General features: G+C 60.6%; 25 protein-coding genes. All 25 read left to right on the forward strand.

The features are described from left to right. Nucleotides 1-141 precede the first annotated feature (141 nt). On the forward strand, nucleotides 142-447 hold the full coding sequence (locus ACYASU_RS00005; RefSeq protein WP_463581495.1) for a DUF1364 domain-containing protein: 306 nt from the start codon (nucleotides 142-144) through the stop codon (nucleotides 445-447). A gap of 85 nt (nucleotides 448-532) precedes the next feature. Then, nucleotides 533-796 carry a hypothetical protein gene (locus tag ACYASU_RS00010; protein WP_463581496.1) on the forward strand — a complete coding sequence of 88 codons (264 nt, stop codon included), beginning with the start codon at nucleotides 533-535 and terminating at the stop codon, nucleotides 794-796. After that, nucleotides 793-1,158, forward strand: coding sequence for an endodeoxyribonuclease RusA (locus tag ACYASU_RS00015; protein WP_463581497.1), 366 nt, complete (start codon nucleotides 793-795; stop codon nucleotides 1,156-1,158). The genes ACYASU_RS00010 and ACYASU_RS00015 overlap by 4 nt, the downstream gene beginning before the upstream one ends. Further along, nucleotides 1,155-2,456 (forward strand): tyrosine-type recombinase/integrase, encoded by a 1,302-nt coding sequence (locus ACYASU_RS00020; RefSeq protein WP_463581498.1) that lies wholly within the window; start codon nucleotides 1,155-1,157, stop codon nucleotides 2,454-2,456. The genes ACYASU_RS00015 and ACYASU_RS00020 overlap by 4 nt, the downstream gene beginning before the upstream one ends. Continuing rightward, nucleotides 2,453-2,767 carry a hypothetical protein gene (locus ACYASU_RS00025; RefSeq protein WP_463581499.1) on the forward strand — a complete coding sequence of 105 codons (315 nt, stop codon included), beginning with the start codon at nucleotides 2,453-2,455 and terminating at the stop codon, nucleotides 2,765-2,767. The genes ACYASU_RS00020 and ACYASU_RS00025 overlap by 4 nt, the downstream gene beginning before the upstream one ends. A gap of 3 nt (nucleotides 2,768-2,770) precedes the next feature. Beyond that, nucleotides 2,771-3,112 (forward strand): antiterminator Q family protein, encoded by a 342-nt coding sequence (locus ACYASU_RS00030; RefSeq protein ID WP_463581500.1) that lies wholly within the window; start codon nucleotides 2,771-2,773, stop codon nucleotides 3,110-3,112. 37 nt (nucleotides 3,113-3,149) lie between these two features. Further along, on the forward strand, nucleotides 3,150-3,965 hold the full coding sequence (locus tag ACYASU_RS00035) for a hypothetical protein (protein ID WP_463581501.1): 816 nt from the start codon (nucleotides 3,150-3,152) through the stop codon (nucleotides 3,963-3,965). 230 nt (nucleotides 3,966-4,195) lie between these two features. Then, on the forward strand, nucleotides 4,196-4,513 hold the full coding sequence (locus tag ACYASU_RS00040) for a phage holin, lambda family (RefSeq protein WP_074893635.1): 318 nt from the start codon (nucleotides 4,196-4,198) through the stop codon (nucleotides 4,511-4,513). Nucleotides 4,514-4,554: 41 nt separating this feature from the next. Continuing rightward, complete coding sequence (locus ACYASU_RS00045) at nucleotides 4,555-4,941, forward strand: hypothetical protein (RefSeq protein WP_463581814.1); 387 nt, start codon at nucleotides 4,555-4,557, stop codon at nucleotides 4,939-4,941. Further along, nucleotides 4,901-5,089: a hypothetical protein gene (locus ACYASU_RS00050; protein WP_074891356.1), complete on the forward strand. Its 189-nt coding sequence runs from the start codon at nucleotides 4,901-4,903 to the stop codon at nucleotides 5,087-5,089. The genes ACYASU_RS00045 and ACYASU_RS00050 overlap by 41 nt, the downstream gene beginning before the upstream one ends. A gap of 131 nt (nucleotides 5,090-5,220) precedes the next feature. Beyond that, the gene (locus ACYASU_RS00055) at nucleotides 5,221-5,439 is read left to right on the forward strand and encodes a hypothetical protein (RefSeq protein WP_463581502.1); all 219 of its coding nucleotides are present in this window, start codon (nucleotides 5,221-5,223) and stop codon (nucleotides 5,437-5,439) included. Then, nucleotides 5,439-5,771 (forward strand): HNH endonuclease, encoded by a 333-nt coding sequence (locus tag ACYASU_RS00060; RefSeq protein WP_463581503.1) that lies wholly within the window; start codon nucleotides 5,439-5,441, stop codon nucleotides 5,769-5,771. The genes ACYASU_RS00055 and ACYASU_RS00060 overlap by 1 nt, the downstream gene beginning before the upstream one ends. 145 nt (nucleotides 5,772-5,916) lie before the next feature. Then, on the forward strand, nucleotides 5,917-6,402 hold the full coding sequence (locus ACYASU_RS00065) for a terminase small subunit (RefSeq protein WP_463581504.1): 486 nt from the start codon (nucleotides 5,917-5,919) through the stop codon (nucleotides 6,400-6,402). Then, nucleotides 6,403-8,085: a terminase large subunit gene (locus ACYASU_RS00070; RefSeq protein WP_463581505.1), complete on the forward strand. Its 1,683-nt coding sequence runs from the start codon at nucleotides 6,403-6,405 to the stop codon at nucleotides 8,083-8,085. It begins immediately after the preceding gene. Continuing rightward, entirely contained in the window at nucleotides 8,085-9,515 is a 1,431-nt protein-coding gene (locus ACYASU_RS00075) for a phage portal protein (protein WP_463581506.1), read from the forward strand. The genes ACYASU_RS00070 and ACYASU_RS00075 overlap by 1 nt, the downstream gene beginning before the upstream one ends. Nucleotides 9,516-9,517: 2 nt before the next feature. Further along, nucleotides 9,518-10,402 carry a head maturation protease, ClpP-related gene (locus tag ACYASU_RS00080; RefSeq protein WP_463581507.1) on the forward strand — a complete coding sequence of 295 codons (885 nt, stop codon included), beginning with the start codon at nucleotides 9,518-9,520 and terminating at the stop codon, nucleotides 10,400-10,402. A 3-nt stretch (nucleotides 10,403-10,405) separates the two neighbouring features. Continuing rightward, on the forward strand, nucleotides 10,406-11,617 hold the full coding sequence (locus ACYASU_RS00085; protein ID WP_463581508.1) for a phage major capsid protein: 1,212 nt from the start codon (nucleotides 10,406-10,408) through the stop codon (nucleotides 11,615-11,617). 42 nt (nucleotides 11,618-11,659) lie between these two features. Then, nucleotides 11,660-11,920: a DUF7210 family protein gene (locus ACYASU_RS00090; protein ID WP_463581509.1), complete on the forward strand. Its 261-nt coding sequence runs from the start codon at nucleotides 11,660-11,662 to the stop codon at nucleotides 11,918-11,920. 1 nt (nucleotide 11,921) lies between these two features. After that, nucleotides 11,922-12,263 (forward strand): head-tail connector protein, encoded by a 342-nt coding sequence (locus tag ACYASU_RS00095; RefSeq protein WP_463581510.1) that lies wholly within the window; start codon nucleotides 11,922-11,924, stop codon nucleotides 12,261-12,263. Continuing rightward, entirely contained in the window at nucleotides 12,263-12,583 is a 321-nt protein-coding gene (locus ACYASU_RS00100) for a head-tail adaptor protein (protein ID WP_463581511.1), read from the forward strand. Before ACYASU_RS00095 ends, ACYASU_RS00100 begins: the two co-directional genes overlap by 1 nt. A gap of 7 nt (nucleotides 12,584-12,590) precedes the next feature. Further along, entirely contained in the window at nucleotides 12,591-12,782 is a 192-nt protein-coding gene (locus ACYASU_RS00105) for a hypothetical protein (RefSeq protein WP_463581512.1), read from the forward strand. Nucleotides 12,783-12,784: 2 nt separating this feature from the next. Beyond that, on the forward strand, nucleotides 12,785-13,210 hold the full coding sequence (locus ACYASU_RS00110; protein ID WP_463581513.1) for an HK97 gp10 family phage protein: 426 nt from the start codon (nucleotides 12,785-12,787) through the stop codon (nucleotides 13,208-13,210). Next, nucleotides 13,207-13,593, forward strand: a complete 387-nt coding sequence (locus tag ACYASU_RS00115) for a DUF3168 domain-containing protein (RefSeq protein ID WP_192133021.1) — start codon at nucleotides 13,207-13,209, stop codon at nucleotides 13,591-13,593. Before ACYASU_RS00110 ends, ACYASU_RS00115 begins: the two co-directional genes overlap by 4 nt. 79 nt (nucleotides 13,594-13,672) lie before the next feature. Then, on the forward strand, nucleotides 13,673-14,152 hold the full coding sequence (locus tag ACYASU_RS00120) for a phage tail tube protein (protein WP_463581514.1): 480 nt from the start codon (nucleotides 13,673-13,675) through the stop codon (nucleotides 14,150-14,152). Between the two features lie 83 nt (nucleotides 14,153-14,235). Further along, the gene (locus ACYASU_RS00125) at nucleotides 14,236-14,595 is read left to right on the forward strand and encodes a hypothetical protein (RefSeq protein WP_463581515.1); all 360 of its coding nucleotides are present in this window, start codon (nucleotides 14,236-14,238) and stop codon (nucleotides 14,593-14,595) included. Nucleotides 14,596-14,669: the final 74 nt, after the last annotated feature.

The raw sequence follows: 14,669 nt of genomic DNA on the forward strand, positions 1-14,669 counted from the left end.
AAGTCGTCGACCTGATGGAGATCTCACAATGAGAACGATCAAGGCGCTCGCCAATGTCGCCAGGTGCTTCATCGCTTTCATGGTGGCCGGCTACGACGGGTCTGTGCCTCCAGTTGAATCTCAGTTCGGGGCGTGGATGTGATGACCAAGCAGACGAAGTTCACCAAGGCCGCGCACGGCCGCGACTGCCAGATCCGTGTGCCGGGCGTGTGCAACGGCAACCCGGAAACCACGGTGCTGGCCCACCTGCGAATGGCCGGCACTCGCTGCGGCATGGGGTTTAAACCCCACGACCTGCAGGGTGCATGGGCGTGCTCTGCTTGCCACGTTGCGGTCGACGCGCGCAGCAAAACTGAATTCACCCGCGAGCAGCTCAGCCATATGCACATGCAGGGCATGGTGCGGACCATCGACATTCTGGTCAGCGAAGGGAAGGTGGCCGCGTGACCTGGTCTCAACTCAAGAGGCTGCTGAACACTGCCAAGGTGCTCCATGACGGGCGTGGCGGGTATTCATTCGCAGGAGCTCTGAAATGAATGACGTCCTTTTGATGGTCGTGATTTGCGGCCCGGCGATGATGCTCTTCTCAGTGGGGTTTCTGTTCGGCAGCAATCATCAGCTGAAGAGCATGCTTCCCGAGCTCAACGAGCTGCGCGAGACGGTTGCTCGGCATCGTCTACTTTCTAGGCTTAGTGCCTGCGGCCAGTGTCATGGCGAGCGCATCGTCTATAACCGGATCAGCGAGAGCTTTGAACCTTGCCCTATATGTGGCGGCAAGGACGGTGGCCGGCCATGACCAAGACGCTGATCCTGCCGTGGCCGCCGAAGGTGCTGAGCCCAAATGCTCGCACGCACTGGGCCACGAAAAGCAAGGCCGCCAAGGCCTACCGCGCTGCCTGCTTCCTGCTGTGTCTGAAAGCGGCCCTGCCTGTTCCCACCGGCCGCGCGCTGCTGTCCCTCGAGTTCGTCCCGCCTGATCGTCGCCGCCGGGACGATGACAATTGCATCGCCGCGTTCAAGTCCGGGCGTGACGGCGTGGCGCAGGCTCTGGGCATTGACGACAGCAGGTTCGTCACCCAGCTGCAGATCAGTGAAGAGACGATCAAGGGCGGCGCGGTGCGCGTGCGGATTACGGACTACATCGAGACATCCGCATGAGCAAGACCCGCGCCGTGAAGCTCAGCGATGCAGAGATCCGCCGGCAGTCGGCCGACGTCGCTGTGCACGACCTTCGTGACCCGCGTCACCCGGGCCTGTACCTGCGCTTCGGCAAAGATCGGCAGCGCGGCTCCTGGTATCTGGTCAAAGGCAAGGCGTGGAAGCACCTCGCGCGCTGGCCCGAACTGAGTGCGGCGGCCATCGTCGCGGAGTTGCCTGCGCTCCGTCAGCGCCTGCTTCACGATCCAGAAGCCGCCGTAGCGGTGGGGCAGCTCGCCACGTGCGGACAACTGATCGACTGGTACGGTGAGCGCATGAGCCTGGACCGCTCGCTTTCGGCGAAGCGCAAGGCCGGGGCGAAGTCGGCCATCAAGTGTCACCTCAAGCCCAGGCTGGAGCACGTGCCCCTGCGTGACCTGACCGCCGCAGTGTTGGACCGTGAGCTGATGTGGCCATGCCAGCAAGAGCTGTCGCTGTCGTACGTGCACCAATTGTTCGTACTGCTGGTGGTCGCGTTCCTGCAGGCCTCCAAGCTGGGCCTGATCGATAAAAACCCAATGGCCGAAATGAAGTTCGTTGACTTTACGAAAGCTCGCATCATGCCAAAGGCAGCTCGGTTGCGCGGCGGGCACCTGGCGGAGGTGGTGCCCATGCTGGCCGGCCTGTTCGAGAGCCAGCCCGGCGAGTCCATGTTGGCGCTGATGATGCTGTGCCACGGCACCCGAGTCGGTGAAACCAGAATGGCGCGCTGGTCAGACATTTCCATCCCGGACGGCGAGTGGTTCATCCCAGCCGCGAACACCAAGACCCGGACCGAACACCGCGTGCCGTTGACCGCTCAGGCTAAGGCGCTGCTAGCCCGGTACAGGGCCATTCAGCTGGCTCGCGGTTACGAGGGCATCTACCTGTTCCCGTCACGCCGCGGCCGTGTGCTGAGCGAAGGGCAGGCGAGCGCGGTGTTCACCCGCATCGGCCAAGGTGAGTGGACCAGTCATGACCTGCGCAAGGTCGCCCGAACAGCGTGGACCGACCTCGGCATCGACGGGCACATCGGCGAGATGCTGCTCAACCACTCGCTGGGCAAGATCGCGTCCACCTACATCAACACGCAGGCCTGGGCGCAGCGTCTGGCGGCGTTAGAGAGGTGGCACAACTGGTTAGATGAGCGCGGCCTGAGCGCGATTCACAACCTGACAGACACCCAATATGAAGATTCGCAAAACCCAGCGCAAGCCACTAGCGGCGAGGGCTGCGAGCCTGTTTCCAACATTGTGAATGGCGAGGTTTCAAAAGCATGAAAAAGAGCCATGGCCCTGCCTTCCGCAAGGAATTGAAGCCGCTCATGGAGTGCGCCACCTGCCGCGGCGCCGGCAGCACAAATGGCATTTTCTTCGACATCGATTGCGCTGCCTGCAACGCCTCGGGCTGGGTCGATCAGTCGACCGGCGATGCACTGCCGCTGGAAGACCTGGTGCCGCAACTGAACATGAAGCTGCGTCACATGGCCGCCGAGCTGAATCGGGCCCGACACAGCCAGGGCGGCGCGCACGAACAATACGAACAGAACAACCGCCGCGGCGCCGGCGCATCAAATTTCACTGGGGACTGAGCGATGACCAAGCATGAACGAACTGTAGAAGACCTTCTTGAGCATTGGGGCCGTTGGGTTGTGCTGGGCTCCGGCGTCTCCTGTTGCGCTTCCCGAGAAAATGATATCGCCACTCCGATGATCAGCGATGACCAAGCCCTGCTGATAGACCGGTTGGTGGGCAGGCTGCGCAATCGTTATGAAGAGGCGGGCAACGTGATCATCAAGTACTACACCTGTCGTGATACCTCGCTGATGGTCATCGGAAAAAAGATGGGTTTTGGTGAGGAGAAGACCCGGCAGCTCTGGAAAGCCGGTATCGCATGGATCGACGGCGCGCTAGAATTCAGGAGGCAGGCTGCTTGATCGAACTCAGATAGTTTTGTTGCTAACGGGATAATTAATGCCGACCGGAAAGAACCTAATCACATTTTTGGTTTCGATAGCGGCGCTATTCGGCCCGTTGGCCTATCTATTTTTTGCCCTTTTTGAATCGGCGAGACTTAGTTTTTTTGGTGCGCCTACGGATTTTCTACAAATATCCTCATTTGGCGTCCGTCCGATGGTGGATGCGATTTATCCCGCGCTGTTGGTTACTCTGCTGCTTGCTGGATTGCTTATAGGGTTCGCTCGGCTGCCTGGCTCCTATAAGTATGCAATGGCAGGGGGAGTTGTAACCTATATTTTACTAGTGCTTTGGTATGTGTCTCTGGATCGAACATGGCAGTGGGTCTGGGGCGTTGCGACGATGCTGGCAGCTTTCGGCACTGTGGCGATCAATCGTCCGTTATTAGAAATAGGGAATGAGAATGTAGGTAAGCCAGCCACGCCGCTTTCGTTGACCGATCGGCATACTCTTTTCATGGTTAAAGGACTAATAAGCTGCGTTGTTATTTTCGGATTGGTTGGCATGTGGTCCGCAGTGGGGGTGAAAAAAGCGGCCACCCAGAAGTTATATTGGGTAACGGGTAAAGATGTGATACTTGGATTCTATGGAGACCTAGTATTGACCGGTGAGCTAGATGGCTCAAAAGTCGGGCCGAGCTTCAAAATTATCGAGTTGAAGTCGGTGCCCCAGGCGTTGCGGCTATCGGATATCGGGCAGCTGTCGCCAGCCCCTGCCGCCGATACCGGTGCTCCTGCTCCTGCCCCTTCATCCCCAGCCGCTCCCGCAGCAACTGCAGCTGTTCCAGACCGTAAGAGCTTGCCGCCGCAATAGGCGTTGACAGCCCCGGTCCTAATGTATAGATTTCGCACTACTTTGCGGTTTTTCCGCGAGCAAAGCCCATCCCCGCGATGGGCTTTTTGCTTTCTACTGCTAACTGAGCCTCGCCATCGTGCGGGGCTTTTTCGTTTTCAGCCCCGCCACACCCATCGCTCCAAGCTGGGAGTGCTGCGGGGCTGATTCATTTCCGATCCCGAAAGGGTGGATGTCGGACCGCGACGAACATGCCTGAAAAATCACCTGACTTCTGGGCGCAGGTCTGGCTCGTCCTGTCGAATCCGCTCTGGCAAGGAGCGATCATGGCCGCAACCATTTCACTGCTGCGCGTGCTGTACGAAGGAAAAGAGGCCAACAAGTGGCGGGTCGTGCTTGAGGCGCTGATCTGCGGCGCGCTCAGCCTTTCTGCCAGCAGCGTCATCGAATGGATGGCCTGGCCGTCGAGCCTGTCCGTCGCCGCCGGCGGCACCATTGGTTTCATCGGTGTCACCGCGATTCGCGAACTGATCATCCGATTCCTCGGCCGCAAGGCGGACTCACTATGAGCCTCGAACCAGCTGTCGCAGTAGCCAAGGTTGGCTCGACATTGCGAGCCATTGCGGCGGCCATCGTCATCGTCATCGTGATGAGCCTGCTGATCGCTATCCAGCAGATCCGCGTCGTCACGCTCCAAGGCGCTGTGACCGTCGAGGCTAAAGCCAAGCAGGAAGCGGTGGATGCGAACAACGCCAGCCAGGCGACGATCACCACGCTGCGCGCAGAAGCGCAGCGCAACGCCGACTACACCGCCGACTTGAACAAACGCATCAAGGCCAGCGAAGACAAGGCCAAAAAGGCCAAGAAGGATTTCGATGATCTCAAGCGCAACAGCAAACCGGTTCGTGATTGGGCTGCTCAGCCTTTGCCTGACGGCCTGCGCGGCAAAGCCGCAAGTGGTAACAAAAACCACGGCAATAAGACTGGAAGCCCCTGAGCTGATCCCCTGCGAGCGGGTCAATGCAGACGATACCGATCTACGTGACAACGGCGACGTGTGGGAACTGAAGGATCAGGCCATCAAGCTGCTCGACACGTGCGCTGACCAGGTCGATGCGCAGATCGTGCGCAGCCAAAGCAAGTGAAGAAGTCCTGGTACGTCACAGTACCGGGCTACCCACCATTCCCCATGATCATGCCGGAAGACCACGACCACGCTGGTGCCTTGGCATTCGCGCGATGCAAGTGGCCGGCCTGCACTGTTGAGTAGCTACCGATGAAACGCTCTGATCAATCCCGACTCAGCTATCTGCTGTCGTCACGCCCGTTGGTCATCAAGAAGAACGGCGTGCATGTCTGCGTGCATGACGCATTCAGTGGTGAGGTGCTCGGCGGGCAACTTCGGGTTGAGCTTATCCAGGAGCCGGAATCGTTTGCTGTGCTACGAGTAGAGTTCGCGGTAGATGGGCAGATGGTTCGGCTGGAAGGTGAGTGATGTCACGGCTCAAATCATTAGGGAACCGGGTGAGCACGCAGGGCAACAAGCTGCCGATCATGCAGCCTGGTTCGTGGCGCACCGACAAGGCCACATCCGGCCAGCGCGGCTACACGTACGCATGGCAGAAGGCGAGCAAGGCCTTCATCATCGATAACCCGCTGTGTGTGATGTGTGATGCAGCGGGGCGAGTGACAGCGACAGCGCTGGTTGACCACATCGAGCCGCACCGTGGCGACATGAAGCTGTTCTGGGACCGATCCAACTGGCAGCCGCTGTGCACCACCTGTCACTCGTCCGTGAAGCAGCGCGAGGAGGCCAGCAGCCTGTAGCACGCCAACGCCCCGAGCTGATCGATTCTGGCACGCCACTGACGTGCAACAAGCGCAGGGGTGCCTCGAAAGTTCGGAGCCTTGGCGCTCTAGACCACCCGGTCCCGCATTCAGAGTTTTTTTCCTGTTTTGAGGTTTTTTGTTAATGGCTTTAACACCCAAAAAGCGCGCATTCGCCGACGCTTTGAGGGGAGGTGCGTCCAACAAAGAAGCAGCGATAGCCGCGGGCTACAGCGCTTCCAGCGCATCGGCCGCCGGATCACGGCTTGCAAGAGACCCTCACGTTTTGGCCGAGCTGGCGAATGGGGCCGTTAACAAAAATGTTAAAGCTCAGCCGAAGGCCAAGGCGTCAAAACCGGTCGAGCCTGACGCGGACGAGGAGGACTCGGGCCCGACATTCGACCTGGCCCGCGCCCTGACCTTTACCGATCCCAAGGCCTTCCTGATTGCCGCGATGAACGACCCGGAAGCCGAGGCAAAACTCAGAGTCGACGCCGCGAAGGCGCTCATGCCGTTCATGCACCAGCGCAAAGGCGAGTCTGGCAAGAAAGAAGACAGGCAGACCGCGGCGGAAGAGGCGGCGGCCGGCATGTACGGGACGAGCAAACCACCACTCAGATCGGTGAAGTAAGTGGAGTGGTCTACCGCGTGCCCAGACTGGGAGCGACGGATTCTCTCTCGCCAATCGCTGATTCCGTTTCCGCCGCTGTTCCGTTCTGAGGCTGATGCCGCGCTTGAGCTGTTCAAGTCGCTCAAGGTTGTCGATGTGCCAGGCCAGCCGACCTTCGGCGAGTGCTGCGAGCAGTGGGTATTTGATTTCGTGGCGGCGATCTTCGGCGCTTACGACGCCGAGACCGGCAACCAGAAGATCCGCGAGTACTTCCTGCTGATCAGCAAGAAGAACGCCAAATCAACGATAGCCGCCGGGATCATGGTCACCGCCCTGGTGCGCAACTGGCGCGACAACGAAGAGCTGTTGATTCTCGCGCCGACCATTGAGGTCGCGCAGAACAGTTACAAGCCTGCTGCGGCGATGGTTCGGGCCAATCCCCGACTGGAAAAGATGCTCCACGTCCAGGATCACATTCGGACCATCACGCACCTCACCACCAAGGCGGCGTTGAAGGTGGTCGCCGCTGACTCGGACACTGTGTCCGGTAAGAAGTCCGGCAAGATCCTGGTCGACGAGCTCTGGGTTTTCGGCAAGCGCCCGAACGCTGACGCAATGCTGATGGAAGCCACCGGCGGCCAGATCTCGCGGGACGAAGGTTTCGTGATCTTCCTTTCGACTCAGAGCGACGAGCCGCCGGCCGGGGTTTTCAAGGAAAAGCTCGATTACTACCGCGACGTTCGGGACGGCAAGATTCAGGACAAGAAGTCGCTGGGCGTGCTGTACGAATTTCCGAAGGCGATGGTGGAGTCTGAGGAATACCTGAAGCCTGAAAACTTCTACATCACCAACCCGAACATGGGTCGGTCGGTCAGCCGGGAATGGCTGGAAGACCAGATGGTCAAGGAGGCGAAGAAAGAGCCAGGCGCGCAGCGCAAGTTCCTCGCCAAGCACCTGAACGTCGAAATCGGTATGAACCTGCGGGCCAACCGGTGGGCGGGCGCCGAGTTCTGGCAGGCCCAGGCCAAGGCAAAAAACCTGACGCTCGCCCAGCTCATCGCCCGCTGCGAAGTGATCGACGTCGGGATCGACGGCGGCGGTCTTGACGACCTGCTGGGGTTCGCAGTGCTGGGCCGTGAGACCGAATCACGCAATTGGCTTCTGTGGACTCATGCCTGGGCCCATCCCTCGGTGCTGGAACGCCGCAAGAGCGAGGCCCCGCGCCTCCATGACTTTGCCAAAGACGGCAACCTGACGCTGGTGGAGTACATCGGCAAGGACGTTGCCGAGGTGGCAGAGCTGGTAGCCGAAATCCACGCGTCCGGGAAGCTCGACATGATCGGCGTCGACCCGGCCGGCGTCGGCGGCATCCTGGACGGCCTGATCGAGGCCGAGATTCCACAGGACAAGGTGATTGGCATTTCGCAGGGTTGGAAGCTGGGCGGCTCAATCAAGACTGCCGAACGCAAGCTGGCGGAGGGCGGAATGGTCCACGGCGGCCAGCCGATGATGTCCTGGTGCTGCGGTAACGCGAAAGTCGTTCCGGCCGGAAACTCGATCCTGATCACGAAACAAGCGTCGGGGACGGCGAAGATCGACCCGTTGATGGCGTTCTTCAACGCCGTAGCCCTGTTGTCGCTCAACCCCGTCGCGCGGGGCAACGTCGACGATTTCTTTGATGACCCAATAATGGCAGGGCTCTAATGGCGAGCAAAAACAAACCGGGGCTCATTCGCTCCGCGCTACAGAGCTGGCTGGGTGTTCCTGTTGGGCTCACCAGTGAGGCCTTTTGGCAGGAGTGGTTCGGCACTTCCAATAGCGGCAAACACGTCACCGTCGACGGTGCGGTGCGGCTGTCCACCGTCTGGGCGTGCGTTCGTCTGCTGTCGGAGTCCGTTTCGACGCTGCCCTTGAAGCTCTACCGGCGGATGCCGGACGGGTCGCGTGAATCCGCCCGGGATCATCCTCTTTTCCGGGTGCTGTGCCGCTCCCCGAATGCCGAGATGACGCCGCAGCGTTTCATGCTGCAGATCGTGGCCAGCATCTGCCTGCGCGGTAACGCTTTCGTCGAGAAGAAGTTCATCGGCACCCGGATCGTCGCCCTCGACCCGCTGTTGCCGCAGTGCATGACGGTAAAGCGCCTGGAAAATGGCCGCTTGAAGTACACCTACAACGAAAACGGCACCGAGCGGGACATTCCGGAAAAGAACCTGATGCACATCCGCGGCTTTGGCCTGGACGGTGTGTGCGGGATGCTTCCGGTGACCACGGGCCGCGACGTCATCGGCACCGCGCTGTCATCGGAAGAGGCGGCCGCCAAGGTGTTTGCCAACGGCCTGCAAGCCTCGGGCTTCCTGACAGTCGAAGGCGGCGCTGCCCAGGGCTCCGGCACGCTGACACCGAAGCAACGTGAGCAGTTGAAGAAAAGCCTGGCAGCGTTCAGCAGCTCGAAGAACGCCGGCAAGACGATGGTGCTGGAAGCGGGCCTGAAGTACCAAAGCGTCACGATGAATCCGGAAGCAGCGCAGATGCTAGAAACCCGGGCATTCAACGTAGAGGAGATTTGCCGCTGGTTCCGCGTGCCGCCGTTCATGGTCGGGCACATGGACAAGCAGTCGAGCTGGGCGGCCAGTGTCGAGGCGCAGAACCTGCACTTCCTCACCAACAGCCTGCGGCCGCTGCTGGTCAACATCGAGCAGGAAATCACCCGCTGCCTGATTGGCGAGGCGGATGCCGAAGAGTTCTTCGCCGAGTTTGCAGTTGAAGGCCTGCTGCGTGCCGACAGTGCTGGCCGTGGCGCCTGGTACAACACCGCGCTGATGAATGGCTGGATGTCCCGCAACGAGGTCCGCCGTTTGGAAAACCTGCCGCCGATTCCTGGTGGCGACATCTACACCGTTCAGTCGGCGATGGTCGCTCTGGAAAGCCTGGAGCAGGGCGAGGATATCTCGGCCAAGTTCAACCGCTTCATGTCCAAGGCGCTCCACGCGCACAAGGACGGGAACCGCGAGGCAACCCGCGAATTGCTCCAGGACATCTGCTCAGCGCTTGATGGCGGGGATCCAGACGCCCCGACCATGGCTCACGCCCTTATCTCGATTTCACGCCTCAGCATCACCGAACCAGCGGAGTAACCATGACGATCAGAACCCTGCCTGCAGCGCCGGCGGAGCGACCGCGCGCGAGCGCTTCCTCGGATCTGCTGCCGATGGCGCTCGAGCGCTGGAACCCGGACATCCGCGCTGCGGCTGACGACGAGAACACCATCTCGATGTTTGATCCGATCGGTTACGACTACTGGACGGGCGATGGCGTTACCGCGAAGAGGGTCAGTGCGGTGCTGCGCAACCTGGCAGGCGCTGACGTCACGGTGAACATCAATTCGCCTGGCGGCGACATGTTCGAAGGCCTGGCGATCTACAACATCCTGCGCGAATACAAAGGCAAGGTGACCGTGAAGATTCTCGGCATCGCAGCCTCGGCCGCATCGGTCATCGCCATGGCCGGCGACGAAATCCGCATGGGCCTCGGCGCTTTCCTCATGATCCACAACTGCTGGGTCGGCGTGGCCGGCAACCGAATTGGTTTGCGCGAGATGGCAGACACGCTGGAGCCGTTCGACAAAGCCATGGCGAACATCTACGCAGCGCGCACCGGTGAGGATGTCGCAGCGATGCAGACGCTGATGGATGCCGAGAGCTGGATCAGTGGCGGCGACGCTGTCGATCAGGGCTTCGCTGACTCGCTGCTCGACAGTGCCGAGCTGAAGGAAGGCACCAAGGCCTCCACCCCGCAGCAGATCGCCGCGCGCCGCCTCGATGTGATTCTCGCGAAGCAGGGCATGCCCCGTTCCGAGCGCCGCGCAATGATTCAAGAGCTTAAAACCGGTACGCCCAGCGCTGCCGGCCCTGGTACGCCGAGCGCTACCGAATCCCCGGCCGTTTCGGCCTCCGTAATCGCTGATTTCGAAAAGGCCTTGGCCTCTTTCAAGTCGGCAGCCTCTACCGTACCCGGAGTTTGACCCATGTCCGATACAAACGAATTGCTCAAGAGTGTCTCCGCTGAACTGGCGAAAGCCACCAGTGAGTTCAGTATCAAGGCCGAATCGGCACTGTCCGAAGCGAAGAAAGCAGGCAACCTGTCTGCTGAAACCAAGGCCGCCGTCGACGAGCTGGCGCTGAAGTTCAACTCCCTGACCGAGGCCGAGAAGCAGCTCAAGGCCAAGCTGGGCGAAGTTGAGCAGGAATTTGCACGCCTGCCGTCGGCCAGCGCGCCCCAGAACCGCGACAGCCTCGGCCAAACCGTCATCAAAAGCGAGGCGCTGAAGGCCTTCGCTGCGAGCCTTGAAGGCGGTAAGCGTGTCAACATTCCGGTCAGTGCTGCGCTGCTGTCGACTGACGTCGCTCAGGGCGTCGTAGAGCCGCAGCGCCTTCCTGGCATCGATACGCCGGCGAAGCAGCGCCTGTTCATCCGCGACCTGATTGCGCCTGGTCGCACCACGTCGCCGGCTATTTTCTGGGTCCAGCAGACTGGCTTCGTCAACGCCGCGAAGGTGGTGGCCGAGGGCATGGCGAAGCCGTACTCGAGCATCAACTTTGCCTCCAAGCTGACCGGAGTATCCACGATCGCGCACATGTTCAAAGCGTCCAAGCAGATCATGGACGACTTCGCTCAGTTGCAGTCCACCATCGATGTGGAAATGCGTTACGGCTTGAAGTACGCGGAGGAGCAGGAAATTCTGTTTGGCGACGGCACCGGCGTTCATTTGCACGGCATCGTGCCTCAAGCGTCTGTCTTCGACCCGGCATTTGAGGTCGAGGCCCGCTCCGGGATTGACGACCTGCGTCTGGCGATGCTGCAGGCACAGTTGGCCCGTCTGCCAGCTTCCGGTCACGTCCTTCACTTCATCGACTGGGCGAAAATCGAGCTGACCAAAGATTCGCTTGGCCGCTACATCCTGGCGAACCCGCTGGGTCTGGCAGGTCCGGTGCTGTGGGGCCTTCCGGTGGTGGCTACTGAAGCGGCTGGCTTCCAGGGCAAGTTCTTGACTGGCGCCTTCCAGACCGGCGCTCAGCTGTTCGACCGTGAAGATGCCAACGTGGTGATCTCCACCGAGAACGCCGACGACTTCGAGAAAAACCTGATCTCGGTCCGTTGCGAAGAGCGCGTCGCGCTGGCGGTCAAGCGCCCTGAGGCGTTCATCTACGGCGCGTTCAACGCCCCCGTCACTCCTTAACTCAAGCCGGGCCGCCGTAGAGGCGGCCCACCGGAGGCAATCATGAAGCTGAAGACGCTGAAACCGCTGTATCTGGGCGGACAAACGCTGGTCGAGGGCACGTCCTTCGAAACCATCGAGCAGCACGGACGCGAGCTGATCCAGAAAGGCTACGCCGAGCCAGACTCGGGTGACGACGATTCCGTTGTTGTTCTGAGCGAAGAAGATGCCGCTGGCGCTGGCGTTTTGACCAGCGCAGCGTTGGCCGCTCCTGCGAAGACTGAAAAGTCCAAGAAGCCGGAAAAGCCTGCGAAGGGCGAGTGACATGTCGGTCATCGATATCGGCGTCGCCATGCGGCATTGCCGCGCCGAGGAAGGCGATCGCGATGACGTGCTTTTGAAGCTGGAGGCGGCGGAGGAATCTGCCGCGCTCTACCTGAATCGCTCGTTCTACGCGGATGCAGAAGCCATGGCCGCCGCCGTGCTGGATGGTACGGCCGGCGACGATCCGATCGTTATCACCAAAGCCATCACGGCGGCGTGCCTGCTCATTCTGGGCGACCTTTACGCCAACCGGGAGGATGTTGTGGTTGGCGTCAGCGTCTCAGACCTGCCGCAAGGCTCCCGCTCGCTGCTGAGCCCCTACCGCGTTGATATGGGGGTCTGATGAGAGCAGGAAACCTTCGGCATGAGTGCTCTGTGCAGACGAAGCAGCGCGTGCCTGACGGCATGGGCGGCGGGGTCGACGGCTGGATTGAAGCCCGGAAGATCTGGGCAGAAATCACCGCACCTACAGGCCGGACGTCTCCTGTTTCCCAGCAGCTCACCGCACTGGTGACCGCAGAGATAAAGGTCAGGCCCGCGGCGGATTTGGTGGCCGGGGTTCGCCTGGTCAATTCGGGCGTTACCTACCTCATCGAGGCAGCGCTGCCTGACAACGATCGCTCCATGCTCCGTCTGTTGTGTTCAAACGTTCCACACCCCTGAGGTCCTTATGAAAGTGAAAGCACTGGCAAGCCTGTCCACTGCTCAAGGCTGGAAAGCCGCGGGCGACGAATTCACCGTAAACGCGGCCGAGGCTGAAGAACTGATGTCACGCGGTCTGGTTGAGCGCTCTGACGCCGAGCCTGTTGCCGATCCTGAGCCGGCTCCGAAAGCAGCCAAACCCGCCAAACCGAAGGCCTGACCATGGGCCGGCGCTCAAGCGTTCAGGGTGATATCAAGCTTCGCGGCTTGCTGCGCCGGATCGGCAACGAGATCGAGAGCGACCTGCGCCCGGCCATGGTTCAGGCGGCTGACCTGGTGCTGCAAACTCAGACGTTCCTCATCCCTAGGGATACCGGTGATGCGGCGGAAACGCTGACGTCTTTCGTCTCGAAAAGCGGGCTGGATGCGGAAATCGGTATCAGGGGCAAGAGAAACAACACGCGGTACTTCTACACGAAGTTCCTCGAGTACGGCACCAAGGATTACGCCCGGGGCGAAACGCAGATCCCGGCCAGGCCAGCGCATCCGTGGCTGCGTCCGTCCTACGATCTCAACCGTGAGCAGATCATCTTGCTGATCAGCAGAGCGATCGATTCCACGTTGCGCAAGGCTGCGGAGGCCAAATGAGTGACCCAGGCCTCGCGCTGCAGAAGGCGCTCTTCGAGAAGTTGTCGGCCAGCCTGACGGCACCGGTGTTCGATGCCGTGCCCACCGGCACGCCGTATCCGTATGTGACCTTGGATTATGAGGTCACCGATAACACGACACCGGTCAGCGGTAAGAAGCGCGAAAACCGCCTGTTCTACCTGTCGGTCTGGTCGGACTATCAGGGGCAGGCCGAAGTAAAACGCATCAACGGCGAGATTGCCGAAGCGCTGGACGAAGTTGCGCTGCCGCTGAGCACGGGCACGGCTGTCTCGGTCCGTGTGCTGCGCACGGAAACGAACCGCGAACCGGACGGCAAGACCTACATGGGATCGGTGACGCTTCGGATCATCACCCAGCACTGACACCGCCGAGCAACACCAACACCCGCCATCGAGCGGGTTTTTTATTGCCAAAAAACCACCCGCGCCCTGGAGGGCAACCATGACTATCAAAACTTCTGCCGGCGTTCGAGTCCTGATCGGCCCGGCTGTCAATGTCACCTACGGCGAAGACGCCGCCGGCCGCGCTGCTGCGCTGACCGCCTTGAAGGCCCTGACCTACGTCGAAATCGGCGAAGTGGAAGACGCTGGCGAGCTTGGCGACGAGGCCAGCACCGCTGACTTCACCGCGCTGGCTAACCGCCGCAAGCGCAAAGTGAAAGGCACCTTCGACGCTGGCACCCAGCAGTTCACCTTGGGTTCTGATCCGACTGATGCCGGCCAGAAAGCAGTGAAAGCGGCGGTGTCCAGCGACGCCAACTTCGCCTTCCAGATCGATTACGGCGACGGAACGGCCGATTTCTATCTCGGCCAGGCGCTGAGCTTCCGCAAACAGATCGGCACCGCTGAATCGATCCGCAAGGCTTCGGTGTCGGTGGCGATCAACTCTGCGATCTACGAGCAAGCGGCCGCCAGCGCCTAAACCGAGCGGTTGACGCGATGCCCAGGCGCCGCCATCGCGGCGCCTGTTTTGAATCTTCCTCTTTCTGCAAGGAACACTGATCCATGTCCAAGACTGACCACGGCGCAACTGAAGTAATTGTCGGCTCCGAAACCTACAGCCTGGCTTTCACCCTCAAAGCGGTGAAGAACATCGAACGTCGTTTTGGCGGCCTGTCCCCGGCTTTGCAGGAAGTGCAGAAGCTGAGCCTGAACGTAGCGGCATCCATCATCGCGGCCGGCGCGAACCTGACGCTCAAGCCGAAAGAGTTCGAAGCGCTGGAGGAAGAAATTTACGAGCACGGCATCGGCGAGGTCACGCCGCCGCTGATCCAGTACCTGCTGGCGCTGCTCAACCCTGCCGCCAAGAGCGAAGAAGAGCTCGCGAAGGATGCGGAAGAGGGCTCGGGTAAAGCAAAAAAGTAAGCCGCCCGGGCAATGGCAGCTATGTGGACGAAGTTTTCTGTCTCGCTACCGGCAGCCTTCAGTGGTCTCCGCGC

Source organism: Pseudomonas sp. HP_12, assembly GCF_055283955.1.